This window comes from Candidatus Neomarinimicrobiota bacterium, from assembly GCA_012964825.1.
GTDB lineage: Bacteria > Fidelibacterota > Marinisomatia > Marinisomatales > S15-B10 > UBA2125.
In genome coordinates, this window is record DTTI01000027.1 from 1 (window position 1) to 16,699 (window position 16,699).

19 protein-coding genes are annotated in these 16,699 nt (G+C 46.5%); 15 read left to right on the forward strand and 4 right to left on the reverse strand.

Annotation, left to right across the window (positions count from 1 at the left end):
- Positions 1–66 precede the first annotated feature (66 nt).
- From EYO21_01750 to EYO21_01765, 4 genes are read left to right on the forward strand one after another with little or no spacing between them, the layout of a single operon-like run.
- Positions 67–408 (forward strand): hypothetical protein, encoded by a 342-nt coding sequence (locus EYO21_01750; protein HIB02534.1) that lies wholly within the window; start codon positions 67–69, stop codon positions 406–408.
- A 20-nt stretch (positions 409–428) separates the two neighbouring features.
- A complete protein-coding gene (gene xseA / locus EYO21_01755; GenBank protein ID HIB02535.1) occupies positions 429–1,682 on the forward strand; it encodes an exodeoxyribonuclease VII large subunit in 1,254 nt (417 codons plus the stop codon).
- 51 nt (positions 1,683–1,733) lie between these two features.
- The gene (locus EYO21_01760; protein HIB02536.1) at positions 1,734–1,934 is read left to right on the forward strand and encodes an exodeoxyribonuclease VII small subunit; all 201 of its coding nucleotides are present in this window, start codon (positions 1,734–1,736) and stop codon (positions 1,932–1,934) included.
- A complete protein-coding gene (locus EYO21_01765; GenBank protein ID HIB02537.1) occupies positions 1,935–2,813 on the forward strand; it encodes an NAD(+)/NADH kinase in 879 nt (292 codons plus the stop codon).
- A gap of 56 nt (positions 2,814–2,869) precedes the next feature.
- Here EYO21_01765 and EYO21_01770 read toward each other — a convergent pair whose 3' ends face one another.
- From EYO21_01770 to EYO21_01785, 4 genes are read right to left on the reverse strand one after another with little or no spacing between them, the layout of a single operon-like run.
- The gene (locus tag EYO21_01770; protein HIB02538.1) at positions 2,870–3,634 is read right to left on the reverse strand and encodes an SDR family oxidoreductase; all 765 of its coding nucleotides are present in this window, start codon (positions 3,632–3,634) and stop codon (positions 2,870–2,872) included.
- Between the two features lie 9 nt (positions 3,635–3,643).
- Positions 3,644–5,056 (reverse strand): aminotransferase class V-fold PLP-dependent enzyme, encoded by a 1,413-nt coding sequence (locus EYO21_01775; protein HIB02539.1) that lies wholly within the window; start codon positions 5,054–5,056, stop codon positions 3,644–3,646.
- A gap of 22 nt (positions 5,057–5,078) precedes the next feature.
- Positions 5,079–5,486, reverse strand: a complete 408-nt coding sequence (locus EYO21_01780) for a CoA-binding protein (protein HIB02540.1) — start codon at positions 5,484–5,486, stop codon at positions 5,079–5,081.
- Positions 5,486–6,385, reverse strand: a complete 900-nt coding sequence (locus EYO21_01785; protein HIB02541.1) for a proline dehydrogenase — start codon at positions 6,383–6,385, stop codon at positions 5,486–5,488. Before EYO21_01785 ends, EYO21_01780 begins: the two co-directional genes overlap by 1 nt.
- Positions 6,386–6,563: 178 nt before the next feature.
- Between EYO21_01785 and EYO21_01790 the strand changes: the two genes are divergently transcribed.
- From EYO21_01790 to EYO21_01840, 11 genes are all read left to right on the forward strand, one after another.
- Complete coding sequence (locus EYO21_01790) at positions 6,564–7,019, forward strand: NADH-quinone oxidoreductase subunit A (GenBank protein ID HIB02542.1); 456 nt, start codon at positions 6,564–6,566, stop codon at positions 7,017–7,019.
- 17 nt (positions 7,020–7,036) lie between these two features.
- Positions 7,037–7,537: an NADH-quinone oxidoreductase subunit C gene (locus EYO21_01795; protein HIB02543.1), complete on the forward strand. Its 501-nt coding sequence runs from the start codon at positions 7,037–7,039 to the stop codon at positions 7,535–7,537.
- A 38-nt stretch (positions 7,538–7,575) separates the two neighbouring features.
- The gene (locus tag EYO21_01800; protein HIB02544.1) at positions 7,576–8,673 is read left to right on the forward strand and encodes an NADH-quinone oxidoreductase subunit D; all 1,098 of its coding nucleotides are present in this window, start codon (positions 7,576–7,578) and stop codon (positions 8,671–8,673) included.
- Positions 8,673–9,755 carry an NADH-quinone oxidoreductase subunit NuoH gene (gene nuoH / locus EYO21_01805; GenBank protein HIB02545.1) on the forward strand — a complete coding sequence of 361 codons (1,083 nt, stop codon included), beginning with the start codon at positions 8,673–8,675 and terminating at the stop codon, positions 9,753–9,755. The genes EYO21_01800 and nuoH overlap by 1 nt, the downstream gene beginning before the upstream one ends.
- 4 nt (positions 9,756–9,759) lie before the next feature.
- Positions 9,760–10,344, forward strand: coding sequence for a 4Fe-4S dicluster domain-containing protein (locus tag EYO21_01810; protein HIB02546.1), 585 nt, complete (start codon positions 9,760–9,762; stop codon positions 10,342–10,344).
- The gene (locus EYO21_01815; protein ID HIB02547.1) at positions 10,345–10,839 is read left to right on the forward strand and encodes an NADH-quinone oxidoreductase subunit J; all 495 of its coding nucleotides are present in this window, start codon (positions 10,345–10,347) and stop codon (positions 10,837–10,839) included.
- A complete protein-coding gene (gene nuoK, locus EYO21_01820; GenBank protein HIB02548.1) occupies positions 10,836–11,144 on the forward strand; it encodes an NADH-quinone oxidoreductase subunit NuoK in 309 nt (102 codons plus the stop codon). The genes EYO21_01815 and nuoK overlap by 4 nt, the downstream gene beginning before the upstream one ends.
- Entirely contained in the window at positions 11,144–13,189 is a 2,046-nt protein-coding gene (gene nuoL / locus EYO21_01825) for an NADH-quinone oxidoreductase subunit L (GenBank protein HIB02549.1), read from the forward strand. Before nuoK ends, nuoL begins: the two co-directional genes overlap by 1 nt.
- Before the next feature lie 21 nt (positions 13,190–13,210).
- Entirely contained in the window at positions 13,211–14,758 is a 1,548-nt protein-coding gene (locus EYO21_01830) for an NADH-quinone oxidoreductase subunit M (GenBank protein ID HIB02550.1), read from the forward strand.
- Positions 14,759–14,761: 3 nt separating this feature from the next.
- Positions 14,762–16,255 (forward strand): NADH-quinone oxidoreductase subunit N, encoded by a 1,494-nt coding sequence (locus EYO21_01835; GenBank protein ID HIB02551.1) that lies wholly within the window; start codon positions 14,762–14,764, stop codon positions 16,253–16,255.
- A gap of 67 nt (positions 16,256–16,322) precedes the next feature.
- Positions 16,323–16,688, forward strand: a complete 366-nt coding sequence (locus EYO21_01840) for an NADH-quinone oxidoreductase subunit A (protein HIB02552.1) — start codon at positions 16,323–16,325, stop codon at positions 16,686–16,688.
- Positions 16,689–16,699: the final 11 nt, after the last annotated feature.

The window sequence follows — 16,699 nt, forward strand, 5'->3', positions numbered from 1 at the left end:
ACCTGTGAAAACTATAACGGACAACTCACGGGAAATAAGGGTGTTCACAAAAGATGGGAAGCAAATATGGTAGAAGAGTTTTTGCTGGACGCAATGAACACCTCCGGCAGATTAATCGGTTTTGATGACCCTGTTTCCCAGGCGTTTCTAATTGTTGAAGAATCTTTTCCCCATGTTAGTACCATCCTTGCAGCCGAAACCAAGGCTCGAGAAACAATTCCTGTCCAATCCAGGTCTACAATCTCAGATTGGAAAGTGTCCATGTTTGGAAGTGAGTATATTAGGGTTCTTTACGATGAAACCGGGGTACTGGCCGTCTCTCGGATGGAAATGGCTTCCCTCCGTGTGGCATCTTACTGGCATTCGGCCTGGGTGGCGGCGGGGAAACCGTCACCGCCGACCCGTTGAACCCTTAACAAAGAAATCTCATGGGTTCACATTTTTCATTGACTGCTGAAACTGTTGACGGCGGGCAGTCTGATATATTTTCCGTCTCCCAGATTACAGCAGAGATTAAGGCGTTGCTTGATGGGGCGTTTCCGGCTGTCTGGGTTGAAGGGGAAATTTCAAACTTTACCCATCATTTTGCTTCAGGGCATATGTACTTCACGCTGAAGGACGAAAAAGCCGAGCTGAGAGCAGCCATGTTCAGGGGATATAATGAACATCTGAAGTTCCCTGTGGAAAACGGAATGATGGTTTTGGCCAATGGGGATATTTCTGTTTATGAGGCAAGAGGTCAGTATCAGCTGCTGGTTAGACGCATGGAACCAGCAGGAGTGGGAACGCTTTATCTTGCCTTCGAGGCACTAAAAAAAAAGCTGGAAGGTGAGGGCCTTTTTGACGAAAGTCGTAAGCAATCGTTACCTCCTTACCCTTTCCGGATCGGCATTGTCACCTCTGGTTCAGGTGCGACAATTCAGGATATAAGGAATGTTCTATCGAGACGGGCACCTCATTTAGAACTGATCCTTCGCCCCACACTGGTCCAGGGTAACGCTGCAGCCGAGGATATTATTTCAGCAATTGGTGAATTAGAGAAGATAGGTGACCTTGATTGTATAATTGTGGGTCGAGGAGGCGGATCGTTGGAAGATCTATGGGCTTTCAATGAAGAGAAAGTGGTGAGGCGTATTGCTGCCGCCACTGTCCCAATCATCTCCGCTATTGGTCACGAGACTGATTTGACGCTGTCAGATTTTTCTGCTGACCTCAGGGCGCCCACGCCTTCAACTGCTGCCGAACTGGTGTCTCCAGCCTTAAGTGATATTAGAAGTGGCCTGGATGAAGTTGCTTGGAGACTGGGGGAAGGTCTGAAAAATAGAGTCCAATCCTCGTGGCAGCAGCTTGACGGACAGGTTTCTCGCTACGGTTTTCAGCAACCGAGAGTTCTACTGGAGCGCGGAACTGAGTATTTGAATGAGACGGCAGAGCGTCTCGCCCGGAATGTGCGGGTGATCCTGGCTATGAAAAATGCTAACCACGGTTCTGTTAGTGGAAGACTTTCTGCTGTAAACCCAACGGCCATTCTCGAAAGAGGTTATGCGATTCCATATACCCTTCCAGATAAAAGGAATCTAAAGAGTGTTAGAGGCGTCAAAAAGGGAGATCGGTTTTCTCTTCATCTTTCCGATGGAAAATTGGAAAGTGAAGTGAAGAAAATCAGTAAAGACAGGAAGTAAACGTGAGAATTGATAAAGAGACCTTAACTTCATCATTAGTGATAATTTGTTATGACTAAAAAGAAATCTCTCAAGTTCGAAGATTCTATGAAACGTCTCGAAAAAATCGTTGATCAGTTGGAAGGTGACTCTGCCTCTCTGGAAAAAAGTCTTAAACTGTTTGAAGAAGGGATGAAGCTGACGGAAGAGTGTCGAAAAATGCTTGAAGAGGCAGAGGAAAAGATAAAGAATCTGCTTGGTGAGGAAGACTGAATGAAAGTTGCATTCTGGGGGAATACCCAAAAAGAAGTTTTCTGGGAGCTTCTCCCAGAGTTGACCTCTTGGCTTCAAGAGAGGGGACAGAAAGTATTTTTCACCACCCACATTCATAAACGGCTTGAGGACAAGTCAAAATTCAATTACAGCATCATAGAAGAAGCAGACGATTTCAAGAATGTGGATTTCGTTTTAGCCATGGGTGGTGATGGAACCATCCTGTCGGCTGCCCGGGGTGTTGAACATCGTGGCACCCCTATTTTTGGTGTCCATCTCGGCGGCCTCGGTTTCCTGGCGGAAGGGACAATTGAAAATATGTACACACGTCTGGAATCAATCATCGCCGGGAACTACACCACTTTCCCTAGGATTCTTGTTGAGGCAGTCATCGAAGGAGATACGAACACCACTGTCACGGCATTGAATGACCTTGTCATAGACGCCGGGGAGGGGTTTCGACTTATGAAATGCTCTCTTTTTTCGGAGGGGCATTTTATCACATCTTATTCTGCCGACGGGCTCATCATTGCCACGCCTACTGGTTCTACAGCTTACAATCTGGCGGCGGGTGGTCCCATAGTGGCGCCATGGCTATCCCTTTTCACCGTCACACCTATATGTCCTCATACACTCTCATCCCGTCCTATCGTATTGCCTGCTAAAAATGATCTCACTATAACCTTCCTTGAAGAGGAACCCGGTGCCCGCCTCACTGTAGATGGTCAGTTGGAGTATTCTATCCCAGCAAATGGTCGAGTGGTGGTCCGAAAGGCGGACTATGAGGTAAATATGATCACCTTTGAAGACAGTGACTATTACCAGACCCTAAGGACGAAAATGGGATGGGGTCAAAACAACAGCGGCCATCAATCATAGGAAATCGGTTGACCAAATTCTACTCTTTTGCCGAAGATAAATACTTAGTATAAAGTTCAGGTCCGCAAGTAAGAAGCGCCGTTTATATCAACGATACACCCTGTCATGAAATCAGTTCCCTCAGACGCTAGTAGGACCGCTGCCCGAGCCACCTCTTCTGGCTTGGCCACTCGTCCAAAGGGACTCTGATTCTTTATTGAATTTCCTTCTGGGCCTTCTAAGATTGGGGATACCCGCTCAGTTTCTACATACCCCGGCGCTAGTGTATAGATAAAAATGTTGTGTTTGATAAGTGCCTGGGCCATGGATTGGCCGAAAGAGTTGATACCTGCCTTGCTGGCGCCGTAAGCAGGAGCAGTGGGTTCACCTCTAAAAGCGCCTCGGGAAGAAATATTGACAATTTTTCCACCCCCACGTTTTTTCATTTGTTGGATGGCACAGAATGAAACATTGGTGTGACCCACAAGATTTGTACCAAGCGTGCGATCCCAAATGGCTACCCACTCCTCATAAGATAAATCGTCAAAGTTGAACTGTTCAATTAAAGCAGCATTGTTCACAAGGATATCCATACGGTCCATACCGGTAATGACCTCTTCAACGATTCGGCTTGCTTCGTGAGGTAAAGAAATATCACCCTGGACCAGCATATGATCTTTTCCATTTAGACTTTCCAGAGTTTCTCTTCCGCCATTCTCGTTGCTGTGATAATGCACTGCAACAGTGGCGCTTGACTCGGCGAAAGCCTGAGCGATGGCTCTCCCAATCCCGCTGGATGAGCCTGTAACAAGAACTGTTTTCCCTCTGTAATCGATATTCATTTAGTGCCTCTATTTTTCATTTTCATATGTTTCCGTTATTCGGTGCCAAGTGGATTCTATGTTGCTTTGCTCTGTAAGGGGAGAACCCACACAAAGCCTTAGTGTGTACTTGTTATTCAGTTTGGTGTGTGTGAGATACATTTTACCACTGCTGTTCAGCTTAAAGAGAATCGCCTCATTGATCTCATCGCTGGTTTTTGCCCGGAAACAAACCAGATTCAAGGGTGCTGGAGCCATAATTTCAAACCGATCATCTTTCTCAACAAAAGATTTGAAGAGTTGCCCAAGTTCTACACCTTTTCGCACATGTGCTTTAAGTCCTTTTAGGCCGTAGTGTCTAATAACAAACCAAAGCTTTAACGCCCGGAACCGCCGACCCAGCGGAATCTGCCAGTCGCGATAATCGATGACAGCATCGGATTTGCTTGGTTTGTTTTTCAGATACTCAGGTAGGATGGAAAGCGTGGTCAATAGTGCTTTTCTATTGGAAACAAAGAAAGCGTCGCAATCAAAATTTGTCAGCATCCATTTGTGGGGATTAAAGCAGTAACTGTCCGCCATTTCCAACCCCTCATGAACCCAGCGAAACTCTGGGCACAGTGCCGCTGTTCCTGTCATAGCCGCATCCACATGGAGCCAGATATTTTTTTCTTTACAGATTCTCCCTATCTGAGGCAGCGGATCAAAGGCAGTAGATGAAGTGGTTCCGGAAGTAGCACAAACAAAGGCCGGTTTTTTCCCGTTCTTTAGGTCTTCCTCTATTGTCGCGGACAATGTCTCACTCTTCATGGCGAAAGTTTCATCTACTTCTATAAGCCTCAGGTTATCTTTTCCCAAGCCTGCAATTTTTACAGCTTTCTCTAAGGATGAGTGAGCCTGATTGGAAGTGTAAACTGTCAGTTCACTTTTTACACCGGACTTATTACTCCCATAATCCGTTGCCCGCTCTCGACCCGCCAAAAGGGCGCAAAGAGTGGCACTGGAGGCTGTATCGTGTATCACACCGCCGCCATCTGAGGAAGAGAGAAATTTTTTCGGCAAATCCAGCATCTCCACCAACCAGTCCATTATATGTGTTTCCAGTTCAGTGCAGGCAGGGGAGGTGGCCCACAGCATGCCGTTGACACCGAAGCCCGAGGACAGCAGATCGCCCAAAATGGCTGGACCTGAAGCATTGGCAGGAAAAAAGGCATAAAAGTTAGGGGACTGCCAGTGACTGATGCCGGGGAGTATGATGTCCTCAACATCCTTCATTACATCTTTGAAGGACTCTCCCTTAACAGGAGGATGAGGTGGAAGCTTGCTTCGAACTTCGCCTGGGGCAGCTTGGGACATAACAGGAAACTCGCCAACCTTTTCATAATAGTCGGCAATCCAGTCGATGACCTCTCGGCCCGCCTTTCGAAACTCCTCCGGCGTCATATCTGTGCCCTTGGGCAAAGGTTTATAATTTCCCGAAAAGTTGTCTGTGCCGGCGCAACATGCAGTCATTCACCACCACCAAAAGGCCGGCATCTTCAGCTAGTTTTGTGGCTTCTTGATTGATAACTCCATCCTGAAGCCAAAGGGCCTTGGCACCGATCTCAACCGCCGCTTCGGAAATGGGAACCGTATGTTCCGGTCTACGGAACACATCCACAACGTCTACTTGCTCTTGAATGGATTGAAGATCTGGATAGCAGACCATTCCAGAAATATTATTTTGGCCTGGGTTCACAGGTATAATCTTATAACCATTTGTTTTAAGGTACATAGCTACGTAATGGCTGGGCCGTTCCGGTTTGGGACTCATCCCTACCACAGCAACAGTTTTCATATTAAAGATTTGCTCGATGGTTTCTGGTTCGTTCATCACTTCCTGAAAAAGTTTCTGACAATATATGAAGCAATCTTTGGATTTTCTTTGAATCGTCTGATGGCATAAGTGTGCCACTGATCCCCGAAGGGAATGTAGTAACGTACCTTGTGGCCATCCTCCAATAGTTGTTCAAGCCTGTTTCCCATAGGGACGCCGTAGAGTACCTGGAACTCGTAGCTGTCCTTGGAAATAGCTTGATTTTCGATCCATGTCTCAAGTGTATCAATCAGATAGATATCGTGAGTGGCGATGCCGATAAAGGCTTCGTCCAAAAGACCGGCTTGAACCAGCTTTATATAATTTTCCCTGATTTCTTCTCTGTTGTGAAAAGCCGACTCTTCCGGCTCCCGGTATATTCCCTTACAGATTCGCACATTGAAATTGTCACCGTTCAATCGCTTGAGGTCGGTTTCACTACGATGAAGATATGCTTGAAGGACTGGCCCAACTCCGGCATATCTTGATTTGCACTTTTCGTAGAGGGAGAGTGTGATGTCTGTGTAGGGCGAATTCTCCATGTCGATGCGGAGGAAGTTGTCTATTCTTTTAGCCGTCTCCAACAGAGCGAACAGATTGTCTTCTGCAAGTTTATCATCATAGCCGAGGCCGAGATGGGTCAGTTTGATGGAGATGTTGCAATCGAGACTCGAATCGGCAATCACTTCGAACAGACGGATATAACTTTCGGTAATCACCTTGGCTTCTTCCACCGATTTTGAATGTTCACCCAGAATGTCCAGGGTCGCAGAGAATCCCAGCTGATTGAGTTCATAAACCACACCGAGTGCGTCCCCTTCGGTATCGCCGGCAACGTACCGCATGGCGAAAGGACGGAGCACATTTCTTGGAAGAAGGGGAAGCAACAAGTTAAGTGAACTGTTCAGAAATCCCATAGAAGCGGGCGAATTTAGCTGAAGAGACCTCCTTCGTCAATCTGTTTTGGGCAAACTGTTTCAAAAATATCACTAGAATTTATATGAGCAATTGCCCACTCTTTATTGAGGGAAATTGCTTTGCATGACCAGAGGGGTGACAATAAATTCACAGCCTGTTTTAAACAGCTCATCATACATGTATAGAGATTTTGGAACCTCGTTCATTTTTATCTTGATTGGCATCGTTCTTGTTGCTGCACCCCTCTTTATTCAGAGGATTCTAGCACCCAGAAACAAAACCTTTGACAAGATGTCAACATACGAGTGCGGGGAAGCAGTAGAGGGCCCTGCCTGGGTCAAGTTCAATATCCGTTTTTATGTGGTAGCACTCATTTTTATCATCTTTGATGTGGAAATTGTTTTCCTTTTTCCGTGGGCCGTTGTCTACAAGGAATTGGGCCTATTTGCTTTTGTAGAGATGTTGATTTTTCTGGGAATACTTTCTCTGGGTCTAGCATATGTTTGGCGGAAAGGTGATTTGGAGTGGGTTAAGGTTTCTGTTCCATACGGCCGTGGCCGTTATCGAAAGCTTACCATTACAGAAGAAACACCTGTACCACCCCCTCCCGCGCCTCAGGAGACAGAGGCCTAGTTAAACCTTCTGAATTGATGGATTTTGTGGGGATTGTCGAAAGTATCAATGCGAAGTTCGGGAAGGACTTTGCATCCATTGATGAAGAAGTTTCAGAAGAAACTGTTAGAATAACGCCAGAGCAGTGGGGGCAACTAGCCCCGTTTCTTCGGGAAGAGCCGGAACTTTTCTTTGATGCCATGATGTGTATCACAGGCATTGATGAGGGGGAAGATAGTGAAAATCTGGCTGTCGTTTATAACCTCCACTCCATGAAGCACAATCACAAACTGGAGGTCTATGTTTCTACGTTAAAGAACGACCCAAAGGTTCCTTCAGTAGAGCAGATTTGGCGAATTGCCGACTGGTTCGAAAGGGAAGTTTTCGATATGTATGGTATAGAATTTGATGGGCATCGTGACTTGCGCAGAATTTTGCTTCCCAGCGACTGGGAGGGTTTTCCGCTTCGCAAAGATTATGAATTTCCTGAAACGTGGCACGGAATTGTTGTTAATAAGATGAAAGAGGGATGGGAATAGCTGTCGAAAAGGAACTGGGTGCTTTCAGGGGCGAAGAGATGGTCCTCAATATCGGGCCGCAGCATCCAAGCACGCACGGGGTGCTTCGACTCAAGGTCCACACCGATGGTGAAATCATAACAAAGATCATACCCTACATAGGATATCTTCACAGGTGCTTTGAGAAGCATTGTGAAAACCTTACCTACGAGCAAGCGATTCCCTTTACAGACCGTTGTGATTACATCGGCTCCATGAACAACAATTTTGGTTATGCCGTTGCTGTGGAACAGTTAATGGAGATCAAAGTCCCGGAAAAGGTGGAGTTCATGCGGGTCATTGTAGCTGAAATGAACCGCATCTCCAGTCATTTGTTGGCCTTGGGCACTTTTGGACTTGATGTGGGCGCGTTTACTCCCTTCCTTTACTGTTTTCGTGATCGTGAAAGAATCCTTGATCTATTTGAGATGCTTTGTGGCGCCCGATTGCTTTACAACTACATTTGGGTGGGTGGTGTTTCTCATGATTTCCCTGTTGGGTGGGTGGAGAAGACATATGATTTTCTTGATTACTTTGAACCCAAGATCAACGAGTATAACGAACTTCTCACCTACAATAAAATTTTCATTGAGCGTTCAGCCGATATTGGCGTAATTCCATCCGATATTGCCGTGAGCTACGGTGTAACGGGTCCCAATCTGCGTGGCTCGGGGATACGATGGGATTTGAGAAAAGATGATCCTTACAGCATTTATGACCGTTTTGATTTTGACATTCCTATAGGTACTGGTGCAATGGGCTCCGTGGGTGATTGCTGGGATAGGTATTACGTTCGCGTCAGAGAGCTGGAAGAGTGTATAAAGATCATTCGTCAGGCTCTGGATGGAATGCCTCGTGATGGCGATGTTCATGCCACTTTACCAAAAAAGATTAGACCAAAATCGGGCCATGTTTACAGCAGGACTGAGAGTCCCCGCGGCGACCTCGGTTATTACATTGTCAGCGATGGAAGTGATATACCTTCCAGACTTAAACTGAGGTCACCGGCCTTTACAGCCTTAAGTTGCCTGGACGAAATTGCCCGAGGATGGATGATCTCTGATGTGATCGCTATTCTGGGTTCATTAGATATTGTACTGGGAGAGATCGATCGCTGATGGTTGATTATTTTCTCGAAATATTTTCTGGAATTCCATTTCTAGCATTTTCGCCTAATCTTTCATTCGTTCTGGCTGCAACCCTAGCAGGGCTTCCCTTATTTTTATTTATGGCGGTAAATGCTCTGGTTGCTGTCTATGCAGAGCGGAAAGTATCAGCCTTCATGCAGGATAGGTTGGGACCCATGGGCCAAGGTGTAGGTCTTCATGCAGGAAAATGGGGAATTCTTCAGACTGCGGCTGATGCTGTAAAGCTTATGACAAAAGAGGATATTATCCCGGCTACAGCAGATAGAAAGCTTTTTGTGATGGCTCCTTTCATTCTTTTTATCGGTTCTTTTTTGGCTTTTGCGGCACTTCCTTTTAATGAGCATGTGGTAGCAGCTGACTTCAATATTGGTCTATTCTACATTCTTGCAATGGGGTCGGTGGGTGTCATTGGTATCATCCTTGCAGGCTACAGTTCCAACAATAAATGGTCCCTCTACGGTGCAATGCGCTCCGCGGCGCAAATTGTAGGTTATGAGATTCCGGCAGGTTTGTCGCTGCTAACTGTGATAATGCTTTCAGGAAGCCTTGCTTTTAAAGATATTGTTGCTGCACAAACAGGCACTACCCTTGCTGTATTACCGAATTGGTTCATCTTTGATAACCCTTTTACTTTTGTCGCTTTCTGGCTTTTTTTCATTGCTGGTTTAGCTGAGGTTAACCGAACGCCTTTTGATTTACCTGAAGCTGAATCGGAACTAGTGGCCGGTTTCCATACCGAATACTCAGGCATGCGCTGGTCGTTCTTCTTCCTGACAGAATATGCCAATATGTTTATTGTGGCCGGTGTTGCCTCTCTTGTTTTTCTCGGTGGCTGGCTTAGTCCCATCCCCGGTTACTTTCAAGGGAATCTCTGGGGTATTTTCTGGTTTCTGTCAAAGGCTTCTTTTCTGATTTTTGTCATGATGTGGTTTCGTTGGACGTTTCCACGGTTGCGCACAGATCAACTCATGCGTTTGTGTTGGAAGTTTTTCCTACCTGCTTCGTTCGTAACCATCATTGGTGTTGGTTTCTGGGACCTATTATTGAGGTAATATTTTGAACTATCTATCTAATATCTGGGAAACAATTTCATCAATGTTTATAGGCATGAAGGTGACCATTGGGCACATGTTTAAGATCAGACGCGGAAATGTAACTCTTCAATATCCCGTAGAGCGCTGGCCCCAACCTGATCGTCACATCGGTTTCAGAGAAGACAGTTACAATGTGATTCGTTCCCGTCTCACCGTGGACATGGACGACTGCATCGGTTGTTTGAAGTGTGAACGTGCTTGTCCCGTTGACTGTATCAAGATTGAAACAGAAAAAGTTGATAAGGGTGCAGATATTCCAGAAGCTAATCACCGCGGTGTTACCTCACATGGAACCCAAAAAAGACTTCTTGTTACACGGTTTGATATCGATATGACTGAGTGTTGTTATTGCAACCTTTGCGTATACCCATGTCCTGAGGAATGTATTTTCATGGTGGGTGGGCCAAACTCAAGCAAGCATGAGATCGATTACGAATTTTCAGAATATGATCGTGGTGATATGATTTATCGTTTTGCGAAAGTTCCAACGGATGTTATCCAAACGTACGCAGAAACTAAAGATGATAAGGTGGAAGAGGCCGGATAAGTGACTGGTACGTCATTTATTTTTTGGATTGTTGCTTTAGTTACAGTTGCATCCGCCGCAATGGTGGTATTTTCAAAAAACCTCATTTATTCAGCTATGGCCCTACTGTTTACTCTTATGGGTGTTGCTGGGCTCTACGTCTTCCTATGGGCGGACTTTATCGCTGTGACTCAGATTCTCATTTACGTGGGGGGGATACTGGTGCTCATCATTTTCGGTATTATGCTCACTCATAGGATCACCAACGTCAGGCTGTCCCATTCCTCTATCCAGCAGGGTGTTGGGGGTGCCATCGTTTTGGTGATTTTTCTGGGGCTTACATCCATGATTCTTAAGGCACCGTGGTACAGGGCCACAGCTGTTGAGCCTCAGGAAACTGTCCGCCAGATAGGTCGGTTACTGATGATCGATTATCTGCTGCCGTTTGAAGTTGCCTCTGTCTTACTTCTTGCCGCACTTATGGGTGCTGCTCTTTTGTCCAGGAAGGTGGACTGATGGTGGATCTCAACAGTTATCTGGTTATCGGCGCCCTGCTTTTCTCACTGGGGCTTTTTGGTGTCATTACACGACGGAATGGTGTGGCGGTGCTTATGGGAGTGGAATTGATCCTTAACGCGGCCAATGTCAATTTTATAGCCTTTGCCCGGTTTGGCGGTATGGATTTTTCCGGCCATGTCTTTGCTCTGTTTGTCATCGTTATGGCGGCGGCGGAAGCGGCGGTGGCCCTGGCCATCATTTTGAATATTTTTAACAACATGGGAACCATCAACATTGATGAAGCCGATCAGCTGAAACAGTAGTGGTCAACTACGGTATAGCAATTCTTCTCCTGCCCCTTCTGGCCTTTGTGGCCCAGATTTTTGTGGGGAAGCGCCTTCCGAGAAATGGCGACTGGGTTTCCGTCGGGGCGGTGGCTCTAACGCTCTGTCTCTCCCTGGCAATGTTTGGCGTTATGTTGGTGAAATATGATCCTGAATTTTCTGTTGATCAGACTTGGACTTGGTTCGATCTTGGTTCGCTGAAAGTTCAAATAGGTATTCTTATAGATAACGTCACTGTTGTGATGCTCCTTGTGGTCTCTCTCGTTTCAACACTGGTTCATGTCTACTCCACAGCCTACATGGAAGGCGATCTGCGGTACTCCCGTTATTTCGCTTTCCTTTCACTTTTCACTTTCTCCATGAACGGTATCATTCTTGCTAACAGTCTTCTCGGAATCTATATTTTCTGGGAGTTGGTAGGTCTCAGTTCTTATCTCCTTATCGGACACTGGTTTGAGAAAGATTCGGCATCTGATGCCGCCAAGAAAGCATTTCTTGTTAACAGGGTGGGTGATATTGGCATGTTCATCGGTATCATGCTCTTTTTCACTGCCACCGGTTCCTTTCTATTCAGAGATGTTTTCGCCGGGGTGGAAAGTGGCCTTCTGTCTACAGAAACCCTCACCATTGCCGGACTCTGTCTGTTCGCCGGTGCTATCGGAAAATCGGCTCAGTTTCCGCTTCATGTCTGGTTGCCTGACGCTATGGAAGGCCCCACGCCCGTCAGTGCTCTCATACATGCTGCTACTATGGTGGCAGCCGGTGTCTATCTAACGTTCCGTCTTTTTCCCATTTTTACGCCGGCAGCGCTCACCGTCATCGCTTACATCGGTGGGTTCACCGCTATTTTTGCAGCAATCATTGCCGTAACACAGAATGATATTAAAAAGGTGCTAGCCTACTCAACGGTGAGTCAGCTCGGCTATATGATTCTGGCTATGGGCGTGGGGGCGTACACCTACGGACTTTTTCATCTTGTGACTCATGCTGCCTTCAAAGCGGGGCTTTTTCTCTGTAGCGGCAGTGTAATTCACGCCATGCATCACGCCTACCATGAACTCCATGATCATGAGTCCGATCCGCAGGATATGCGAAACATGGGTGGTATGAAGAGTAAGATGAAAACCACTTATCTCACCATGCTCATCTGCACGGTTGCGCTGGCAGGTGTTCCATTTACATCAGGTTTTCTCTCTAAGGATGCCATCCTTGCCGGCACGCTGTCTTTTACCATGCATCATCCTGAGCATTTCTTGCTGGCTTTGTTTGGATTTGGCGCTGCTTTTTTGACGGCTTTCTATATGTTCAGATTGGTCTTCATGACTTTTTACGGTGAACCTGTTCGGCGGGAAGTGTATGATAATATACACGAGTCGCCATCGGCCATGACGGCGCCTTTGGTGACCCTAGCCACACTGTCATTTTTTCTATTCTTCACTCTGCCGTATTTCAACCCGTTTTCTGATCACGGCTGGTTCACGGTGCTTATCGAGGCACAGGACTCCGTTGTGCCGGGGCACCTTAACCCCCCGGCCAACGAAATTGCGGGAGAGATGCATCATGCTCATATGCCGGCCATGTTCTTGTCAATTCTAATCGCCTTCAGCGGCATTGGCTTGGCGGTGCTCATGTATCTGCAAAAGCGAATCTCCGCCGATGATATGGCGGTGAAGCTGGCCCTGCCGTACAAACTTTCTTTTAACAAATTCTTTGTTGATGAAACGTATCAGCGTTATCTCATCAACCCTTCGCTTATCTTAGCCCGAATGATAGCCTTTGTCGATTGGGAGCTTTATGACAAATATATCGTGAACGGTTTCGGCAAGGTGTCGGTGTGGTTTTCCAGGATTGTGGGCATTCGCTGGGACTATGATATTCTTGATCAGAAGATTGTGGATGGTATAGGCCGGAGCATAAGCTTTTTTGGTTCAGGACTCCGCCTTGTTCAGACGGGAAAGGTTCAGAACTATCTTGTTTGGGTTCTGGCCGGAGTCATCATGATTTATGTCTGGCAAACCATTTAGTTAAAGAGGGAATTGAATCATATGGATTTCAATATTTTGAGTTGGTTGATCTGGGTGCCAGTGGTAGGTGCAATGGTTATTGTTGCTCTTCCCCGGGACAAAGCAGATGTTATCAAATGGGTGGCGGTCGCATTTACCGGGCTTCAACTCATTATTGCCGTCGTGCTCTGGATGAATTTTGATAAAGATTTTGTGGGTTTTCAGTTTATGGAGAAAGCGGCTTGGATTCCGTCTTTTAATATTACTTATATGCTGGGTGTGGATGGTCTTAGTCTCCCTATGGTGGTCCTGACGGCTTTGCTTTCATTCCTCTGCATATTTGTAAGCTGGAATATTGATAAAGCGCTGAAAGGCTATTTTTCTCTTTTCCTTCTTCTGGACGCGGGTATGGTAGGTGTTTTTGTCTCCCTGGACTTTTTTCTCTTCTATGTCTTTTGGGAGGTGATGCTCTTGCCCATGTATTTCCTCATCGGTATATGGGGAGGTCCCCAGCGCGAATATGCCGCCATCAAATTTTTTCTTTACACGCTGTTTGGTTCTGTTCTTATGCTGATAGCCATTCTGGCTCTCTACTACACTTGCGGAAGAACATTTAACATGCTCGAACTGATGGCTATCGCTCCCACCGCACTGGGTTCACTTTCCTGGTGGGGTTTTAGTGGAATGAAAGTTGTCTGGATATTGCTCTTCATCGGTTTTGCCATCAAAGTTCCCATCTTTCCATTCCACACGTGGTTACCATTGGCACATGTTGAGGCACCGACGGCCGTCTCCGTCATACTAGCCGGTGTGCTATTGAAAATGGGTACTTATGGGCTTTTGCGGATCAATTACCCCATGATTCCCGATGGGACGGTTTGGTTCGCGGGAGCTCTTGCTGTGCTGGCACTCATTAACATTATTTGGGGTGCGCTTTGTGCTTTGGCCCAAACAGATCTGAAGAAGATGGTGGCTTATTCATCCATCAATCATATGGGTTACGTCATGCTGGGGATGGCTGCTGTGGTAGCGGCGGGACCACAACACGGATCCAATTCAGCAGCGGCCCAGCTAGGGATGAACGGCGCTGTACTCCAAATGTTTAATCATGGTACCATCACTGCCATGCTATTTATTCTGGTGGGTGTCATTTACGATCGTGCTCATCACCGGAATATAGATGGTTTCGGTGGTCTGGCTTCGAAAACACCCATTTACGCAGGTGTTGTTGCCCTGGCTTGGTTTGCGGGCCTCGGTCTGCCCGGTCTCTCAGGGTTCATCGGCGAGGCCATGGTCTTCCTGGGCGCCTTTCCAGTTTACAGGACTATTGTCGTGATCTCCACCCTGGGGATTTTGCTGAATGCCGCATATTTCCTCTGGTCTTACCAGAGAATCTTTCTGGGCAAGCTGAATGAGAAATATGTTGATCTTCCGGAGATCAGCGGGAGGGAACTGTTCACCCTTGTGCCGCTGGCGGTGCTGGTGATCTTGCTGGGAGTCTATCCTTCACCCCTGATTGATATCATGAAAACTACCATGGCACACATCATTGAACTTGTTCAGGTGAGCCCGCTTCTGACAGTAGACTGATCAATGGGAAATATTCAGAGTATATCCTATTTTTTCCCTGAATTGGTGCTGACCGCCACCGTAGTGGTGGCCCTCATCGCAGATCTGGTCTATTCAGACAGAAATTCGTATAAAGTAGGCTACCTGGTTATCGCGGGTCTAGTTGTGGCCTCTTTTACGTTGTGGCTGTCACCACCGGAAGAGACCACCGCCATCTTTCTCAACACAATTGTGGTTGACCCGTTTTCAAGGATTTTCAAGTTTGTTTTTCTCCTGGCCACGTTCATTGTGGTGCTCATGTCCATGAACAGTGACGAATTGAAAAGTGTGAGAACGGGAGAATATTATACTCTCATGGCGATCATGGTGCTGGGGATGTCACTTATGGCTTCAAGTGTGGACCTTATTATGGTCTATCTCTCCATTGAGGTGGTTTCCATTGTTTCATTTATCCTCGCCGGTTACCTGAGAGCGCAGGTCCGGTCAAACGAAGCAGCGTTGAAGTATGTCATTTATGGGGCATTTTCGTCAGGGTTGATGCTTTACGGCCTTAGTTTATTGTACGGGCTTACCGGGACGACGAAATTGTTCGAGCTCAGCGGAGTAATTTCAAGCTTAGGCCCGGGATCAAATTTGACCCTCACAGTAGCTACGATTCTAATTATGGCGGGATTTGGCTACAAAGTGGCCATCGTGCCATTCCATTTCTGGACACCTGATGTGTACGAAGGGGCCCCGACACCCGTAACAGCTTATCTGTCTGTGGCACCCAAAGCGGCGGGTTTTGCACTTCTGATCCGTTTCCTCAATTCACTTTTTGGCACCGACCAGCCCCTCAACTCACCTGTCTGGCAAGTCATGGAAGGTGTTCCTTGGCAGGATATTCTTATGGTGCTGGCAGCGGTAACCATGACTGTGGGTAATCTTGTGGCTATCCAGCAGCAAAATGTCAAGCGCCTTCTTGCTTATTCCAGCATTGCCCACGCCGGTTATATTCTCATGGGTGTACCGGTGCTTTCTCAAGAGGGTGTCTACGCTATTATATTCTACATTATTGTTTATCTGTTCATGCAGTTGGGGGCGTTCTTTTTGGCCATCGTTGTTTCCAACAGATATGGAACTGAGACCATCGAAGAATACAGCGGCATAGGCTGGAAGTCGCCCTATCTCGGTTTTTTCATGGCAGTCTTCATGTTTTCTCTCACTGGGATTCCGCCTACCGCCGGTTTCATCGGAAAAATGTATCTATTCGCTGCTCTGATTAACGGTGGTTCTCAGTTCTACTGGCTCGCCATTATTGGTGTTCTGAATAGTGTTATTTCTCTGTACTATTATATGAGAATTGTGAAGGTGATGTATTTTCAAGGTGAGCGGGTGAAGGACCTTTATGTTCCCGGTGGAATGTCATTGGCTATTGTTTTGGCCATGGGTATTCCTTCAATCTTTTTCGGAATTCGGTGGTCATTCCTTGCTGATTGGGTGAACAGCTCACTGAAGTTTTTCGTAGCCGGCTTCTAATCAAACACTAATTCTACCCGAGATTACTCAGTTATTTCAGAGGGGATTGGTAAATTCGATTCTGATTATGATTGAGCATTATTTTCCAATAATGATTGTCTTTATTGTGGCAGCGGGCTTTGCTTTCGGAAGTCTCATTTTGACGCATCTGATGGGCCCACGGGTTCCGAATTCTGTAAAACTAATGCCATATGAATCGGGCGTGGATCAGGTCGGAGAAACGAGGATTCGGTTTTCCATCCGATTTTTCCTCATCGCGCTTTTGTTCATCATCTTCGATATTGAAATTGTTTTTCTCTATCCATGGGCGGTGGTGTTCAAAGATTTTCTTTCAGCAGGTCCCTTCATTTTTTTCGAAATGGTTGTTTTTCTTGCTATCCTTGCATTCGGTTTTATCTACGTCTGGCGAAGCGGTGCGCTAGAATGGGAATAGTGTGAATCAGG

Bases quoted from the DNA above. Each gene is read 5' to 3' on its own strand.
- EYO21_01775 (HIB02539.1), bottom strand. From the start codon at position 5,056: ATGACGCCGGAGGAGTTTCGAAAGGCGGGCCGAGAGGTCATCGACTGG.
- EYO21_01840 (HIB02552.1), top strand. From the start codon at position 16,323: ATGATTGAGCATTATTTTCCAATAATGATTGTCTTTATTGTGGCAGCG.
- EYO21_01800 (HIB02544.1), top strand. From the start codon at position 7,576: ATGGTCCTCAATATCGGGCCGCAGCATCCAAGCACGCACGGGGTGCTT.
- EYO21_01830 (HIB02550.1), top strand. From the start codon at position 13,211: ATGGATTTCAATATTTTGAGTTGGTTGATCTGGGTGCCAGTGGTAGGT.
- EYO21_01835 (HIB02551.1), top strand. From the start codon at position 14,762: ATGGGAAATATTCAGAGTATATCCTATTTTTTCCCTGAATTGGTGCTG.
- EYO21_01760 (HIB02536.1), top strand. From the start codon at position 1,734: ATGACTAAAAAGAAATCTCTCAAGTTCGAAGATTCTATGAAACGTCTC.
- EYO21_01765 (HIB02537.1), top strand. From the start codon at position 1,935: ATGAAAGTTGCATTCTGGGGGAATACCCAAAAAGAAGTTTTCTGGGAG.
- nuoH (HIB02545.1), top strand. From the start codon at position 8,673: ATGGTTGATTATTTTCTCGAAATATTTTCTGGAATTCCATTTCTAGCA.
- EYO21_01770 (HIB02538.1), bottom strand. From the start codon at position 3,634: ATGAATATCGATTACAGAGGGAAAACAGTTCTTGTTACAGGCTCATCC.
- EYO21_01790 (HIB02542.1), top strand. From the start codon at position 6,564: ATGTATAGAGATTTTGGAACCTCGTTCATTTTTATCTTGATTGGCATC.
- EYO21_01750 (HIB02534.1), top strand. From the start codon at position 67: ATGGTAGAAGAGTTTTTGCTGGACGCAATGAACACCTCCGGCAGATTA.
- EYO21_01795 (HIB02543.1), top strand. From the start codon at position 7,037: ATGGATTTTGTGGGGATTGTCGAAAGTATCAATGCGAAGTTCGGGAAG.
- EYO21_01785 (HIB02541.1), bottom strand. From the start codon at position 6,385: ATGGGATTTCTGAACAGTTCACTTAACTTGTTGCTTCCCCTTCTTCCA.
- xseA (HIB02535.1), top strand. From the start codon at position 429: ATGGGTTCACATTTTTCATTGACTGCTGAAACTGTTGACGGCGGGCAG.
- EYO21_01780 (HIB02540.1), bottom strand. From the start codon at position 5,486: ATGAACGAACCAGAAACCATCGAGCAAATCTTTAATATGAAAACTGTT.